Annotated in this window: 12 protein-coding genes; 8 read left to right on the plus strand and 4 right to left on the minus strand. The window is 62.3% G+C overall.

Going from position 1 to position 15,245, the window contains the following annotated elements; genetic code table 11:
• Positions 1–58: 58 nt before the first annotated feature.
• The 8 genes from AB4P96_RS21645 to AB4P96_RS21680 are packed head-to-tail and all read left to right on the plus strand — an operon-like array spanning position 59 to position 10,514.
• A complete protein-coding gene (locus AB4P96_RS21645; protein WP_169987008.1) occupies positions 59–2,038 on the plus strand; it encodes an exopolysaccharide transport family protein in 1,980 nt (659 codons plus the stop codon).
• The gene (locus tag AB4P96_RS21650; protein WP_017135336.1) at positions 2,038–3,219 is read left to right on the plus strand and encodes a glycosyltransferase; all 1,182 of its coding nucleotides are present in this window, start codon (positions 2,038–2,040) and stop codon (positions 3,217–3,219) included. The genes AB4P96_RS21645 and AB4P96_RS21650 overlap by 1 nt, the downstream gene beginning before the upstream one ends.
• Positions 3,216–4,556, plus strand: coding sequence for a beta-xylosidase (locus tag AB4P96_RS21655; protein WP_395600073.1), 1,341 nt, complete (start codon positions 3,216–3,218; stop codon positions 4,554–4,556). The genes AB4P96_RS21650 and AB4P96_RS21655 overlap by 4 nt, the downstream gene beginning before the upstream one ends.
• Before the next feature lie 22 nt (positions 4,557–4,578).
• A complete protein-coding gene (locus AB4P96_RS21660) occupies positions 4,579–5,793 on the plus strand; it encodes a glycosyltransferase family 4 protein (RefSeq protein WP_017135338.1) in 1,215 nt (404 codons plus the stop codon).
• The gene (locus AB4P96_RS21665; protein WP_176992328.1) at positions 5,784–6,887 is read left to right on the plus strand and encodes a glycosyltransferase family 1 protein; all 1,104 of its coding nucleotides are present in this window, start codon (positions 5,784–5,786) and stop codon (positions 6,885–6,887) included. The genes AB4P96_RS21660 and AB4P96_RS21665 overlap by 10 nt, the downstream gene beginning before the upstream one ends.
• A complete protein-coding gene (locus tag AB4P96_RS21670) occupies positions 6,887–8,290 on the plus strand; it encodes an O-antigen ligase (RefSeq protein WP_017135340.1) in 1,404 nt (467 codons plus the stop codon). The genes AB4P96_RS21665 and AB4P96_RS21670 overlap by 1 nt, the downstream gene beginning before the upstream one ends.
• Positions 8,287–9,108 (plus strand): acyltransferase, encoded by an 822-nt coding sequence (locus tag AB4P96_RS21675; RefSeq protein ID WP_017135341.1) that lies wholly within the window; start codon positions 8,287–8,289, stop codon positions 9,106–9,108. The genes AB4P96_RS21670 and AB4P96_RS21675 overlap by 4 nt, the downstream gene beginning before the upstream one ends.
• Positions 9,108–10,514, plus strand: a complete 1,407-nt coding sequence (locus tag AB4P96_RS21680; protein ID WP_017135342.1) for a lipid II flippase MurJ — start codon at positions 9,108–9,110, stop codon at positions 10,512–10,514. Before AB4P96_RS21675 ends, AB4P96_RS21680 begins: the two co-directional genes overlap by 1 nt.
• Before the next feature lie 59 nt (positions 10,515–10,573).
• Here AB4P96_RS21680 and AB4P96_RS21685 read toward each other — a convergent pair whose 3' ends face one another.
• From AB4P96_RS21685 to AB4P96_RS21700, 4 genes are all read right to left on the minus strand, one after another.
• A complete protein-coding gene (locus tag AB4P96_RS21685; protein ID WP_017135343.1) occupies positions 10,574–11,149 on the minus strand; it encodes a DUF4174 domain-containing protein in 576 nt (191 codons plus the stop codon).
• Positions 11,150–11,325: 176 nt separating this feature from the next.
• Entirely contained in the window at positions 11,326–11,946 is a 621-nt protein-coding gene (locus AB4P96_RS21690; RefSeq protein WP_017135344.1) for a glutathione S-transferase family protein, read from the minus strand.
• Between the two features lie 13 nt (positions 11,947–11,959).
• Positions 11,960–12,538 (minus strand): GNAT family N-acetyltransferase, encoded by a 579-nt coding sequence (locus tag AB4P96_RS21695; RefSeq protein WP_099550095.1) that lies wholly within the window; start codon positions 12,536–12,538, stop codon positions 11,960–11,962.
• Between the two features lie 72 nt (positions 12,539–12,610).
• Positions 12,611–14,968 carry a DNA polymerase II gene (locus AB4P96_RS21700; protein ID WP_177034954.1) on the minus strand — a complete coding sequence of 786 codons (2,358 nt, stop codon included), beginning with the start codon at positions 14,966–14,968 and terminating at the stop codon, positions 12,611–12,613.
• Positions 14,969–15,245: the final 277 nt, after the last annotated feature.

The raw sequence follows: 15,245 nt of genomic DNA on the forward strand, positions 1-15,245 counted from the left end.
ATCACTTGAGCACGCCGATTTCATTCGGCGAACAACATCTGTCCAATGGAGTGATCCTGTGATCGAAATCCGCTCTCTTCGCGACCTGCTGCGGCTGTTTTTCATCTACCGCCGCGAATTCAAACTGGCAGTGATCACCACGATCGTCGTCGCGGTGCTGGGTGCCTTCCTGCTGCCGGCTCGCTACGAGTCCGACGCGCGCTTGCTGGTCAAGCCGGGGCGGGACAACACCACCTTGCCGATCGAAGCCGCCAACCGCCAGACGCTGATTGCCCCGAGCACCCAGCACGACCCGATTGTCGACGAAGAAAAAATGCTCACGGGCCGGCCCATCGTGCATATCGTTGCCGAGCGCTATATGGCGATGACCTCCGAGCCGCCGCAGGGCTTCTGGAAGGTCACCAAGTTCTACGTCAAGAAGGGCGTTGGCGAAGTCGTCAACGGCGTGCGCAGCGTGCTGCAGTTCGTAGGCCTTGCCGAGAAACAAAGCCCGCTGGAGCGCCTGGCGACCTCGCTGGAGAAGAACTTCAAAGCCGCTCACGAGCCAGGCTCTTCGGTGATCGAGATTTCCTTTACCTGGGACGACCCGGCGGTGGCGCAAAAAGTCGTCGAAGAATGGGTCAACGCCTACCTTGAGGAACGTGCGCGGATTCTCGGGCGCAAGAGCCTGCATACCTTCTATGAAACCGAACGCGCCAAGGTGGCGGAAAATATCCAGAGCCTGAAGGACCAACTGCAAGTCCGTTTGAAGCAGATCGATTCGATCAGTGTCGATGCGCGCCTGAAGAACCTCACCAGCCAGATCGACCGTGTCACCGACGCCAAGGTCAGCGCACAAAACCAGATCTCGGGCATTCGCAGCCTCCTGGCCAACGCCAGCCAGCAGATCAAGAGCCAGCCGGCAGACGTGGTGACGATGCGCGAAACCAGCCTCAACCCCACCCAACTGGACCTCAAGCGCCAGCTCAATGCGCTGCAAGTGGAACGCGCACGCCTGTTGCGCACCTACCTGCCGGGCACGCCGCAGGTCAATCAGATCGAGCAGAATATCCGCGACATCGAAGCCCTCAGCGCTCAGGAAGCCACGCGCCTGGAACGCTCGCAAAACACCGCGCCCAACAGCCTGGTGATCAACATCAAGCAGCAAGTGATCGACGCCCAATTACAAGAGCGCAAACTGGCCGGCGAAATCGAGAACTACGACAAAACCCTCGCCGAGCTGCGCGACCAGCGTGACAAGGCGATGACCGATGAGCCGGAACTCAACAAGCTGAGCCAACAACTGCGCGCCGCCGAAAAAAGCTACGCGTTGTACTCGGACAACCTTGAACAGGCGCGAATCGATCATGAACTGGACAACAGCCAGATCAGCAACATCGCCCTGATCGAACACGCCACCCTGAACCCGTCACGTGTGTTTCCCAAAAGCCTGCTGATTCTGTTGTTCGCCATTCCCGCCGGCGTGGCCGTGGGCTTCTTGACCATTTATGTGCTGTACCTGCTGGACCAACGCATCCACGATGGCACACGCTTGCAGGAGATGTTCCAGGTGCCGTTGTGGAGCAGCATCCCCGACGTGCAAGACGCCACGCCGGCCGCCGTCACCGCCAGCCTCTATCGCTTGTACAGCCTGCTGCCCCTGGAGCGCATCGCCAGTGAAGGCTTTGCCCTGGGCCTGACCTCGGCGCGGCATGGCGAGGGTGTGACGTTTATCATCGAGCAGCTCAAGCGCCTGCTGGAAGAACGTGGCCATCGCGTCTCGGTCGACGGGGCGAACGCGCCCACGGCGGGTGAAGTGCTGTTGCTGGATGCCTCGGCCTTGTCATCCAACCCGCAGGCCTTCCTGACGCTGCGCCGTGCCGACCAGATCGTGCTGGTGATCGAAGCCCGCACCAGTACCGTACCGACCATCGAAAACGCGGTGTCGCTGCTGACCACCGCGTTCGGCAAAGTCGACGGCATGATCCTCAACCGCCGCCGCTTCGAGGTACCGGCCAAGGTCCTGGCGCGGATCAACAGCTGGCGCGGTGCGGCCTGATGCGTATTGCATTGCTGGCACCTCTGCCGCCGGAGCAGACCGGGATCGCCGATTACGCCGCGCATTTGCGCAACGCGTTGATCGAACTGGGCCTTGAAGTGGTGACCCCCCTCGCGGGTTGCCAGGACCTGGCTGAACAGTTGCGGCGCTTGCAAGCCTTTGACTGGCACGGTGTGGATCTGGTCCATGCCGAACTGGGAGGTGGGCGCTTCGGTGAGTTCCAGGCGCTTGACTACCTGCGTCGGGCACAACCACAACTGCCGTTGACCGCTACGGTGCATGACCCGGAGCGCTTGATCTGGCGCCGGGCCAAGCTGTTTTTCCCCTTGACCCTGCTTGAACGCCTGCCCCACCCGTTGCCCCAGGCGGCGGCACTGCTGGCCGACCCGCTGACCTTGCACGAAGAACGACGCCTGGCCAAAGGGATGCGCCGGCTGATCACCCTCACCCACCTGGGAGGCGACTGCCTGCGCCAACGCATGGGCCTGCGTCCGCAGCAAGTGGCGGTGATTGCTCACGGCAACCTACCCATCGCGGCCCAGGACTTGCCGCCACTTGCGCCGTTGCGTCTGTTGTATTTCGGCTTTATCTATCGCGGCAAGGGCATTGAGGACCTGCTCCAGGCCCTGGCCCAGTCACTGGCCACCCACCCGCAATGCCGAGGCCAGGTGCGCCTGACCCTGGCCGGCGGCACCGCCCCGGAAATGACCTTCGACCCGGCCGGCAACTACCTCGACGGCCTGCGCCAACAGATCATCGCGCTGCACCTGGAGGATGTGGTGGACTGGCAGTTGGACCTGCCATCAGCGCAGATCGCCGCTACGATCCAGGCGCACCATGTGATGGTGCTGCCCTACCGCGAATCGAAAAAACTCGGTTTCCTGGGACAGATGCGTGGCACCAGTGGCGCGCTGTCATGGGCCAATGCCTGCGGGCGCGGGGTGATCACCTCCAATGCGCGTGCCTTTGCTGAAGAGGTGGCCGGCGGCAATGGCATCACCTATCAGCAGGGCGATATCGATTCCTTGAGCAACGCCTTAAACCGCTTGATCCTCGACCCGCAGCAGGCCCGGCAATGGGCTACCCGGGCAGCGGAAATCGGCCACCAACGCCAGTGGGCCACCACGGCCCGACGTTTTGCCGAATTATTTCGGGATGCTTGTGAGGAGCCGTTGCGATGAATATTTCATCTGTTCGCCCGATGTGGCGCTATCTGCCGCTGGTGCTGGCAATCGCCGTGGGTGGCGCCCTGCTGTCGAGTGAAAAAGTCGATGCGCAGCCGGTGAACCTGACCCCGGAGCGCAGTGTGGTATGGAAGGACTTCCTCGGCGTGAACGCGCACTTTCTGTGGTTCACGCCCGAGCAGTACCGCCAGCAGATCACGCAATACAAGAAACTTGGATTGCAATGGGTGCGGGTCGACCTGCACTGGGATCGCCTGGAGCCCACAGAAGACGGTTATCAACTCAGCACCTTCGATGAACTGGACCGCACCCTGAGCGCTGAAAAAATCCGCTCGGTGTTTTACCTGGTGGGCTCGGCGCCCTTTATCACCACCGCCCCCAAGGGCGCGAAGTTCCAGGACCAGTATCGCCCGCGGGACCCCGAAATCTATGCGCTGCGCCTGGCACTCCTGGCCAAGCGCTACCCCAATATTGATGCCTGGCAGGTATGGAACGAGCAGAACCTGCCGAACAACTGGCGCCCCGAAGTCAACGCCAAGGAGTACGGGCAATTGTTATTGGCCAGTCACCAGGCGTTGAATATTGCCGCGCCCGGCAAACTGCAGGTCATGGGCGGCATGGCGTACTACAGCCAAATGCCGCCGCGTGGCAAAAGCCTGATGTTCGAAGCGCTCGGCGCGCTCGGCGTGCAAAACCTGGGCATGGTCGCGGCCTATCACCCTTATTCGATGACCCCGGAAACCGATGAACCGGGCAAGAACGAAGTGCTGCTGCGCGGTGATCAACTCAATACCATGCTGCACGGCGCCGGGATCAAGAACGTATGGGCTACCGAGTGGGGCTGGTCCAGCTATGCCGGCCCCAAAGAGATGCAGGACCTGATCGGTATCGACGGGCAGGCCGACTACACCTTGCGCCGTCTGGCGTTGATGGCGTCCCAGGACTATCAGAAGATTTTCCTGTTCGCGCTGTCCGACCTCGACCAACGCGCCTCGCCACGCGACCAGCATTACGGCCTGCTGAACCTGGACGGCGAACCCAAGCCGGTGTACACCGCCCTCGCCCGCTTCCTTGAGATCACCGGTCCCTCTCTTAAACCCGGCACCACGCCACAACTCAAGGACGTGCCGGACAGTTTCTACAGCGTGGCCTGGACACGGCCTGACGGAAAACACCTGTTGATGTACTGGAGTGCCGAAGGCAGCAGCATCAGCCTGCCGGATATTAAACGCGCAGAACTGCTGGACCCGCTGACCGGAGCCCGGCAAACCCTGAGCGACGACAACGGTATTCGCCCAGTGGTGAAGCCGAGTTTGCAGATACTGGTGTGGTAGCCCCGGGCATGGAGAGCTGTACATGAGAATCCTATGGATTGTGCCCTACCTGCCGTGGCCGACCACCAGCGGCGGCAAGACCCGGCAGTATCATTTGCTGCGCACCTTGAGTGAGCGCGGGCATCGCATCACGCTGCTGGCGCAATCGAAGACACCGGCCGATGACGCGGCGCACGCAGCCCTTGAACCCTTGCTCGAGCGCCTGATCGTGGTGCCGCGCCGGCCACTGAAACACCCGATGACCCTGCTCGCGGGCGTATTCGCACCGTGGCCGTTGCTGACCACGGTCAATGGCCTGTCGGCACCGTTGCAAGCCCAATTTGCGCAACTGTTGAACGAGCGCTGGGACGTGATTCAAGTGGAACACAGCTACAGCCTGCAACCGTTTCTGCGCACCTTGCAGCAGCGCAAGCGCGAGTTTGTGCTGACCGAGCACAACCTGGAATCAAGCCTGGGCGGCGCCACTTATGACCGTTTCCCCAAGTGGGCCGCGCCGTTCGTGCAGTACGACCAATGGCGCTGCCGGCAATGGGAGCGCAAGGCCTTCGATGCCGCCGCCCATGTGATTGCGGTGACCGAGGCGGACGCCCAGGCCATGCGGCCGTTGACTGCAACGCCGGTAAGCGTGGTGGTCAATGGCGTCGACAGCCGTGCCTTCGCCCAGGTCAGTGCCGATGCGCAGAGCCAGCGTTTGTTGTTTGTCGGCAATTACGAATACGCACCGAACCTGGACGCTGTGCAGTGGTTGCTTGAGGAGATATTCCCCCGGGTCTGGCTGCAGTGTCCGAACGCGCGCCTGGCGGTGGCCGGTTACGGCTTGCCCGAACACTGGCGCGACCGTTGGCCGGATGAACGTGTCGAGTGGCTGGGGTTTGTTCCTGATCTGTGCGCTCTGCAACGGCGCTGCGCCGGTTTTGTCGCCGCGTTGCGCCATGGCGGCGGCTCCAAGCTCAAGGTGTTGGAGGCAATGGCCGCCGGCTTGCCGCTGGTCAGCACGGCCCAGGGTGTTTCCGGGTTGGCGGTGCAACCACAGGCGCATTACCTGGCGGGCGAAAGCGCCGAGGCTCTGGCCGACGCCATCGTGCGCCTGCTCGATCAGCCGCTGCTGGCCCGGCAACTGGCCGATGCGGCACGCGAGTATGCGCGGCAGTACCACGACTGGGCGGTGGCCGGTGACGAACTGGAGCACATCTACAACACCTTGATCGACTCTAAGGAATTTCAGCCATGCGCGTAGCCCTGGACTATCGCCCCGCCACGGTTGCGCCCTCGTCGGGCATCGCCCGCCAGGTCCTGGCGCTGGAAGATGCCCTGCGCGCGCGGGACAACACTGAGGTGCTGCTGTTCACTGAGGCGCCCCTGGACCACCCGCAACGCCAGACCGCCATATGCCCACCGTGGGCCAGCCCGCTGGATGGCCTGCAACGGCCGCAGGTACGCTTGCGGTTTGAGCGAAAATTTTTGCCCAGATCCTTGCATGAGCAACAGATCGACCTGCACATCGCCACGGCCAATATGGGCTTGCCGCTGTGCCGCAAACCCGCCGGCACCCGTTATGTCCTGGTGCTGCATGACCTGTTTCAGCTGACTCAGCGTAACTTCCATCGCTCCAGGCTCAAGGCCCTGGCCTATCGCTTGATCGACGGTGCCTCGATTGCCTGGTCGGTGTGGCAGGCTGACCGGGTGTGGTGCCCTTCGCAGTTTTCCTGCAACGAAGCCGCCCGCGTATTCCCCTGGGCCCGGGCCAAGTTCCGGGTGTTGAGCAACCTGGTGCCCGAATTGAATGCAGCGCCAGAACCGCTGCCAGACAACCTGCCGGCGCGTTACTGGTTGGTGGTGGGCACACGGGAGCCGCGCAAGAACATGGCATTTTTCCTGCGCCAATGGCAGGCCTGCCGTACGGCGAACCCTGAGGTGCCGGACCTGGTACTGGTGGGCCACGCCAGCGATGTACCGTCCGCCCTTGGCGAACTGCCGGGCCTGCACTGGTGCAGCGGTTTATCCGACGGCCAACTGCAAGCCCTTTACCGTCATACCGACTGCCTATGGCAGCCGTCTTATGCCGAGGGCTTTGGCCTGCCGGTGGTGGAAGCCTTGAGTGTGGGCACGCCGGTGGCGGTGGCACGCGGTTCCGCACTGGATGAAGTCGCGCCGCCCGGCGCCCCGCGCTTCGACCCACACGATGCCAGGCAATTGCAGAACGTCATGCAGCAAATGGCAACCGCAGGCAACACGGCAGACGCCGAAACGCAGCGCGCCTGGGCCCGGCAATTTGCCGAACCGGCCTATCGCTCGCGCCTGGATACTTTGCTCAAGGAATTGGACCGCTAATGCTGCCAGGAAAATTCATCAGCCTGCTCCTGGGCCTGGTCTTCGGCATTTTGCTGTTGGCCCTGTCGCCGATCAAGACCTTGCTGGTCGTGGCCGGCGCGGGTGTGGCCTTGACCCTGATCCGCTTTCCCCTGTGGGGCTTGCTGATTTTCGCGGTGTTGGCCACCAGCATTCCCTACACCACGTTGGAACTGGGGATCCGCACCACCATCAGCGAAGCGGTGTTGGGGCTGACCTGGGTCGGGGTGTTCTGGCAATCGTTTATCGGCAAGACCCGCGGCTTGATCCTGTGGCGTCCGACCGAGCGCGCGCTGATGTGGCTGATGCTGTTCAGCACTATTCCGTTTATCTGGGGCATGGTCATCATCCATGCCGAAGGCAACGGGCCGGTGAACTGGGTACGCTGGCTGATGAACCTGTCGTTGCTGTTTATCGTGCCGTTGCTGCTGCGCACCGACGCCGACCGCGACAAGGTGGTGGTCGCCCTGCTGCTGGGCAACCTGGCGATGCTGTTGCTGTCGATTTTCATGTTTCTGAAGACGCGCAACGCCATGTCGATGATCGAGGTGCTCACCGACCTCAAGTACGCCCACCCGGAAGCGGTGAAGGATATTTTTTCCGCCAACTACACGCGCATGGCCTCGCCCTGGGTGCACCCGAACCTGACGGGTGGCGTGCTGGTGCTGTTTATCCCCCTGGCGCTGTTCTACGGCTGGACCCGCAGCGGCTGGCGCCGGGCGCTGGGCCTGGCGGTGGCGGTGCTGGGGTGCGCCGGCCTGCTGCTGAGTATTTCCCGTGGCGCCATCGTGGCCCTGGCGCTGGTGCTGATCTGGCTGACCTATAAGCGCGTGCCTAACAGCGGGCGCATCATCGGTATCGGCGTGGCGTTTGGGGTTGCGCTGGTGATGTTCTATCCGCCGTTGCAGGAGCGCTTGCTGACCATCTTCTCGTCCACCAATGCCAGTACCGAAATCCGCTTCGACGAGTACGCAAGATTCCCCGAGGCCATGTCGACATATCCCCTGGGGATCGGCTTCAAGATAGACCCACCCGTACCCGGCACCAACCTGCTGGGCATCTCTAACCTGTGGCTGAACTTCATCTACAAGGTCGGCATTCCTGGGATGCTGTTGTTTATCACCGTCACTGTGTTGTGGTGGCGGGAAGTGCGGCCCCTGGGCCAGGTGCGCAAGGTCACCGCCGACAACGCCCTGTGGCTGGGGTGTATCTGCGGCGTGATGGCAGCGCTGTTGACGGGGATTTTCGACCACTATTTCAGCTTCACCTTTGTACTGATCGCGCTGTTCTGGCTGTTGATGGGCATGAGCCTGCAACAGGTGCGTCTGCGCCCCTCCATTACCGCCCCTGTTGCTGCTATTGCGCCAAAGGATAACCAACCATGAAGCACCGGATGATTCACTCCACCGATTTGCGCGACCGCCTCCCCACACTGGCCGCTGAAATAGGCGTGAGCCTGCCGGACCTGGAAGAGGCGCTGGACTGGTGCCTGGCCAACGACGTGGTGTTTGAAGAGGGCGAAGGCGACAACAAGCGCTTCTGGATAAACTCCATCGACCTGGAACCCGCCCTTGAGCACCCGGTGGCCCGCCTTTTGTTCCGTCGTATGAAACAGGACCTGCCGGGCAAGCTACTTCCGCGCTATGGCAAAAACTGGGCAACTATCAAGGATCGCTGGCGCAACGCCTGGGACATGGCCTACAACATTTTGATCAACAAGATCCCCAGCCACCATGTGCGCATTGCCTGGCTGCGCCTGGGCGGCGCGAAGATCGGCAAGGGCACAAGCTTGTGGCGTAACACCGAAGTGTTGGGCATCCACAACTTGAGAGTCGGTGACGATACGGTGATCGCCTGGCATTGCCAGGTGGACGCCCGCGCCGGGCTGGTGATCGGCAACCACGTGGCGATCGCCTCCCACGTGCTGATCATCGCCGGCAGTCATGACTTGCAGGCTCCGGAGTTCTGGTCGATTTCCGGGCCGATCTACATCGACGACTATGTGTGGATCGGCAGCCGGGCGTTGATCGGCTACGGCACGCACCTGGGGCATGGCTCGGTGATCAGCGCCAATACCGTGGTGGCCAAGGCTGTGGCCCCCTACAAAATCATTGGCGGTTCCGGGGCCAAAATCATGGGCGAACGCTGCCATGATCTGAACTATAAGGTGGGTGGCAAGGGCCTGTTCACCCTGTTCCACTGATGTTCGGCAGCACGCTCTGGCTGACCGTCGCGACCCTCGCCGGGCTGGTCGCCGGTTTTGCCCGCGAATGGCTGCTGGTGGCGGCCTGGGGCGCGGGCAGTCGCAGCGACGGGTTTCTGGTGGCGGTGTTTTTGCCCGAAGCGTTGCGCATGACCCTGGCCGCCGGCTTGCTTGCGGCGGCTGCCCTGCCCCTTTATCAACAACGCGACCCACAACGCCAGCAAGCCTGGCTGGCCAGTCTTTCCCCACGCCTGCTGGGCGTGGGCCTGGCCCTGTTTGCCGTACTGGCGCTGGGCGCGCCGCTGTGGGTGCGCCTGATCGGCCCCGGCCTGGACGCCGAGGCCCATGCCGAAGCCGCCGCTAACTTGCGTTGGCTGGCGGCCTGTGCGCCGGGCCTGGTGATGCATGGGTTGTTCAGTATTCCCTTGCAGGCACGCCAACGTTTTGTGCTGCCGGGCCTGGGCTCTTTACTGTTCAATCTGCCACCGGTGCTGTACCTGTTTATCCGTGGCAGCGCAAGCGACAGCGGCGAACTGGCCATGAGCTTTTTTGCCGGCAGTGTGTTGATGTGCCTGCCGCTGCTGGCGCCGGTCTGGTCTTTCGGCTGGCGACCGTGGCAAGTCACTGGCGACAAGCTGGCGGGCCGCGAACTGTTGGGGCGCATCGGGCCATTGTTGGCCAGCAATGTCGCCAGCCAGGGGCTGGCGCTGCTCGAACGCTTGATCGCCAGTTACCTGGGAGAAGGTGCCGTTACGTGGGTCAACCTTGCCCGCAAGTTGATCAACCTGCCATTGATCGCCCTGATGAGCCTCAACCAGGTGCTGCTGGGCATGATGAGCGGCGAACAAGGCCAACAGCGCCTGGCCCTGCTGCGTCGCGGCCTGGATGCTGCGACCCTGCTCAGCCTGCCGGCCGCCCTCGGACTGATCGGCGCCAGCCCGGTGCTGATTCATCTGCTGATGCCCACCCAAAGCGCCGACGGCCCACTGCCGGCGCTGCTGGCCTGGTTCGCGACGCCACTGGTGTTCGGCGCCTGGAACGCCATGCTCGCCCGCTATGCCTATGCCAGCGGCGACACGCGCCTGCCCTTGCGCTGCGAATTGCTGGGCAGCGGGGTCAACGCTTTGCTGTTGGTGCTGCTGCCGTACTTTCTGGGTTTACCGGGTATCGCCTTGGCGGCATTGGGCGGGGTTATCGTCACCAACCTGCTGCTGATGCAACGCCAACAATTGCTTGGCCAACTGGGCTGGCCGCTGCAATGGGGGCTGAGTGCGGTATTACTGGGTTTTGCAGCCGTCATCTTGCATCCACTGCAAAACGATGGCTGGCAACTGGGCTTGAGTACCGTGACGGCAGCCCTGGTATTGGGAGGGTTGGCTGGGTGGTTCAAGCCGTGGAAACAGTAAACTGGAACCACCACCGCAACGGCCTGCGCAGGAGCTGGTAAGCCAGCTCCTGCACGGACTCAGTCATCCAGCTGTTGAGGCGCAGCCGGCTTGGCTGCCTTACCCGCTTTGGTAGCGTTCTTGCCAGGCGCAGGCGCAGGTTCTGGCACAACCGGAGCAGCCGCTTCTTTCTCGGCCATCGGCATCTGGTCGATGGTGCTGAAGAACACCTTCAGGTCGAGGGGATCCGGCGGTACGGTCTTCTCCAGTTTCTTCTCGCCATCCTTGCCGATCAGGATCACCTTTGTACCGCTGCCGGCGCCGAGCTTGAGGGCACGGATCAGCGCGTTGGTTTCAGGTGGCGTGAGCTTCTTGTTGTCCTTGGGGTCCTTGGCGAATTTTTCGCCTTCAGCACCGATGCTGCCGAACTTCACGGTGTAGAACACCATGCTGCGCTCTTCAAAGGACTGCTTGGTAGCAGGCTCATCCAATTGTTTCTTGAGGGTCGCCAAAGTGTCGTTGCCGGAATCGAGCTCCACCACCACCAGCGGCCGAGCCTTGCCCAAGTCCTGCTTGAGCGGGTTGATATCATCAGCGGCCAACAGCGGCCCCGTAAAAGCCATCAAGGTAGCCAGGGTCAGCGACCGGATGAGCATGCGCACCTCCTTTGAATTCCATGCAGGGTTCTTGAGTTTCATGTCTGCGACAGTCAATTTCAAGGATGATTCCTACACCTCGTTAAGAAGCGTAGGTCAGTAAGCCTGCCACGCAAGGGCTCGAATGGGGTTATCAGTCATTGTTTCTTCAGATTGCGGAACCATTACGAGGCGTTCTATTGCGGCCAATGCCGCGCAAATACCGGCGCCACCACCGGGTCGGCATCCACTCGCGCCAGCGTCTGGGCAAAGCCTGGCGCGAGGTTGTTCAACACCTCCCGCGCCGCGTCCCAACGCGACACCGCGGCCGCCATAATGCCCAGCGCGTTCGGCACATTGCCGGGGGCGAACAACTGGTCGGCAAACTGCTCGGCAAACACCACCCAGGCCTGGTGCAGGTAACGGCGCGTGCCGCTGATCAATTGTGCCTGTGCGGCGTCATCCACATTACCGAGCCAGCGTTGCGGGTAGTCGATGATGCCGACCGCCGAATAGCAATTGGCGGCGATGTATACCAGCCCGCGCAGGATCTGCGCACGGTTGCCGGCGAGCAGCTCGGAGGCGGGAAACTCCAGGCCCAGGTGGATCAGGATCGCGGCGCTTTCGGTCAGCACCTGGCCCTCGGGCGTCACCAACGTGGGAATTTGTTTGAGTGGGTTGATGCGGGCCAGGGCGTCGCTGCCTTCGCCGTCTTCCCAGGAGCTGGCGTCGATGCGCCGCCATGCCACCGCGCAACGCTGCAGGGCGATTTCGATCATGCAGGAGCCGGATTCGTCGATGCCGTAGAGCGTGTACATGGGGGTTGTCTCCTTATCGCTGCAGTTTGGCCTGCAAGCTGGCCTTCACCTGCAGCCATTCCGAATCGATGATGCTGAACCGCACCGAATTGCGCTTGCGCCCATCGGGCATGATGCGCTCGTGGCGCACAATGCCCTCTTGCACGGCGCCAAGGCGCAGGATCGCGGCACGGGATTTTTCGTTGAGTTCATCGGTAGTGAACTGCACCCGCACACAGTCGAGCACTTCAAAAGCGTAGGTCAGCAGCAAGAGCTTGGCTTCGGTGTTGATGCCGGTTTTTTGCGTGGACTCGGCCAGCCAGGTGTGACCGATTTCCAGCTTGCGATTGGCCCGATCGACCTTCCAGAACCGCGTGCTGCCCACCACCTGGCCAGTGCCTGCGCGCACCAGGGTGAAGGGGATCACGCTGCCCGCGTCGCGGCCGGCCAAGGCCGTGTCGATGTAGGTGTCGATGGTGTCCGGACCTGGCACGTTGGTGACCTTGAGGTTCCACAATTGGCCGTCGGCGGCCGCTTCAAGCAAGGCGGTTTTGTGTTCGCGTTGCAGGGGCTGGAGTTCGACCGTGCTGCCGGTCAACGTGATCTGAGTCATGGAAGCTGCGCCGTCTGAGAGTGGTCGTCAGCGGCCAAGAGTGCAGGCTCGCCCCACGTACAGGCAAGCGTTTTAAAACAAGCCCATTTGCCCGCCGACCAGCGTGCCGAAATCATCATTTACGAACGGCAGGATCGCATCGGCCACCGGCTGCAATTGCCGGGTGACGTAGTGGTCGTAGTCGATCGGCGCCTGGCGTACTTCCAGCGGCTGCGGGCCGTTGACCGTGATCACATAGCTGATCCAGCCGCCGCGCTGATACTGGCGCGGGCGCCCCAGACGGTCGTTATATTCATCCGCCAGGCGTGCGGCGCGCACATGCGGCGGCACGTTGCGCTCGTAATCGTCGAGTGGGCGGCGCAGGCGTTTGCGGTAGATCAGCAAGTCGTCGAGTTCGCCGCTCAAGGTACGCCGCACATAGTCGCGAACGTAGTCTTGATACGGCTGGCGATGGAAGATGCGCTGATAGAGTTCCTGCTGGAATTGCCGGGCCAGCGGCGACCAGTCGCTGCGCACGGTTTCCAGGCCTTTGTAGACCATTTCTTCGCTGCCGTCGGCGCGTACAACCAAGCCGGCGTAGCGCTTTTTGCTGCCCTCCTCAGCGCCGCGGATGGTCGGCATGAGGAAGCGGCTGAAGTGGGTTTCGTATTGCAGTTCCAGGGCGCTTTGCAGGCCGAATTCGTTGTGCAGATGCGCGCGCCACCACTCGTTGACGTGCTGCACCAGTTCCCGACCGATGCGGCTGGCGTCCTCCGCAGCATGCGCGCTGCCGAGCCAGACGAAGGTGGAGTCGGTGTCGCCGTAGATCACATCATAACCCTTGGCTTCGACCAGCTCGCGGGTCTGGCGCATGATCTGGTGCCCACGCATCGTGATCGAGGACGCCAGCCGCGTGTCGAAGAAGCGGCAACCGCTGGAGCCAAGCACGCCGTAAAACGCGTTCATGATGATTTTAAGGGCTTGGGACAACGGCGCGTTGTGTTCACGCTTGGCCACTTCGCGGCCTTCGGAAACCCGCGCGACAATCGAGGGCAGGCAATGCCGGGTGCGGGAAAAACGCGCACCGCGAAAGCCCTCTACCGATTCGCTGTCCTCGGGATGTTTGAGGCCTTCGATCAGGCCCACCGGGTCGATGAGAAAACTGCGGATGATCGACGGGTAAAGGCTTTTGTAGTCCAGCACCAGCACCGATTCATAGAGGCCGGGACGCGAGTCCATCACGAACCCGCCGGGGCTGGCCTGGGGCGGTTTGTCGCCCAGGTTCGGCGCGACGAAGCCCTGGCGGTGCATCAGCGGCATATACAGGTGCGTGAACGCCGCCACGGAGCCGCCATTACGGTCGGCCGGCAGCCCGGTGACGCTGGCGCGTTCGAGCAGGAACTTGAGCAGTTCGGTCTTGGCGAAAATCCGCGTGACCAGCTCGCAGTCCTTGAGGTTGTAGCGCGCCAATGCGGGCTTGTCCTCGGCGAACATGCGGTTGATTTCGTCCATGCGCTGGTACGGCGTGGAGATGTCCTTGCCTTCGCCGAGCAGGGTTTGCGCGACGTTTTCCAGGCTGAAGGATTCGAAACTCCAGGTGGCCGAACGCAAGGCTTCGATGCCATCGATGATCAGCCGCCCGGCGGCAGCGGCGAAGTAGTGGTTGCGGCTGCCATGTTCACGCCAGGCCATCGCCTCGCCGCCACGCCCGAGCAACAGCGGCACGTTGAGGCGCTGGGCATGTTCGTGGAGCACGCGCAGGTCGAACTGCACCAGGTTCCAGCCGATGATGGCATCGGGGTCGTGGGTAGCCAGCCATTGGTTGAGGCACTCGAGCAGTTGGGCGCGGGTATCGCAGTAGTCGAGTTTGAAGTCCACCGCATCGGCTTTGTTTGGCGGGCCGAGCATGTACACCTGGCGCTCGCCGCAGCCTTCCAGGGCAATGGAATACAGGTCGCCTTGGGCGGTGGTCTCGATGTCCAGGGACACCAGTTTGAGCGGCGGGCGGTAGTCCGGCGCGGGTTTCATCTGCGCCTCAAGCAAGGTGCCGCTGGCATCCGGTGTGCCGCCAAACCACACGGGCGCGGTGATGAAGCGTTCCATCATGTAACGCTCGGGCGGGCGCACGTCGGCTTCGTAGACGTCGACACCGGCGGCGCGCAGGCGCTTTTCCAGGTCCATCAACTGGCGGTGCTGGCGGGTGTAGAGACCAAGGACAGGGCGATGATGGAAGTCGCACAATTGCAACGGGCGCAGTTCAATCTCGCGCTCGCCCTTGAGTAGCCAGTCGAGCGGCTTGCGATGGGCTTGCGGAATAAACATCACCGAGGTTTGCACGGGTAGGCGCACGCACCGTGGGCCTTGGTCGGTGGCCAGCCAGAAACTGACCTCCGTGCCCGCCGCCGTGTCGCGCCAATGCCGGGTCAGGACAAAACCCTGCTGTAAATCCACCGTACCGCACCTCAGGAATCGCTTTCAGGGCGTGATTCTACTCGGCATCCGGGCAAACGCGATGGGCGATGGCATTTACCTTTGCGTTTGTACTCAGCGCACGGTCTATCACCCTTGCCCAGGCGCCCGAAGAAGCGTGCGCCGCACGCACCTTTGCCGCCGCTGGTCGGCAGCTCGCGCCTGCGCGGACGACGATTTCACAAACTGGTTGCGAAACATTAATGACAATTACTATCATTCGCACCGGAGTCGTATCCGCGCAGTGAGGAAGCGCAAC

The sequence above is a fragment of the Pseudomonas sp. B19125 genome, assembly GCF_044218855.1.
In the GTDB taxonomy this organism is placed as follows: domain Bacteria; phylum Pseudomonadota; class Gammaproteobacteria; order Pseudomonadales; family Pseudomonadaceae; genus Aquipseudomonas; species Aquipseudomonas edaphica.

Excerpts from the sequence above, each read along its gene's own strand:
- AB4P96_RS21650 (WP_017135336.1), top strand. The coding sequence starts at position 2,038 with ATGCGTATTGCATTGCTGGCACCTCTGCCGCCGGAGCAGACCGGGATC.
- AB4P96_RS21655 (WP_395600073.1), top strand. The coding sequence starts at position 3,216 with ATGAATATTTCATCTGTTCGCCCGATGTGGCGCTATCTGCCGCTGGTG.
- AB4P96_RS21660 (WP_017135338.1), top strand. The coding sequence starts at position 4,579 with ATGAGAATCCTATGGATTGTGCCCTACCTGCCGTGGCCGACCACCAGC.
- AB4P96_RS21665 (WP_176992328.1), top strand. The coding sequence starts at position 5,784 with ATGCGCGTAGCCCTGGACTATCGCCCCGCCACGGTTGCGCCCTCGTCG.
- AB4P96_RS21670 (WP_017135340.1), top strand. The coding sequence starts at position 6,887 with ATGCTGCCAGGAAAATTCATCAGCCTGCTCCTGGGCCTGGTCTTCGGC.
- AB4P96_RS21675 (WP_017135341.1), top strand. The coding sequence starts at position 8,287 with ATGAAGCACCGGATGATTCACTCCACCGATTTGCGCGACCGCCTCCCC.
- AB4P96_RS21680 (WP_017135342.1), top strand. The coding sequence starts at position 9,108 with ATGTTCGGCAGCACGCTCTGGCTGACCGTCGCGACCCTCGCCGGGCTG.
- AB4P96_RS21685 (WP_017135343.1), bottom strand. The coding sequence starts at position 11,149 with ATGCTCATCCGGTCGCTGACCCTGGCTACCTTGATGGCTTTTACGGGG.
- AB4P96_RS21690 (WP_017135344.1), bottom strand. The coding sequence starts at position 11,946 with ATGTACACGCTCTACGGCATCGACGAATCCGGCTCCTGCATGATCGAA.
- AB4P96_RS21695 (WP_099550095.1), bottom strand. The coding sequence starts at position 12,538 with ATGACTCAGATCACGTTGACCGGCAGCACGGTCGAACTCCAGCCCCTG.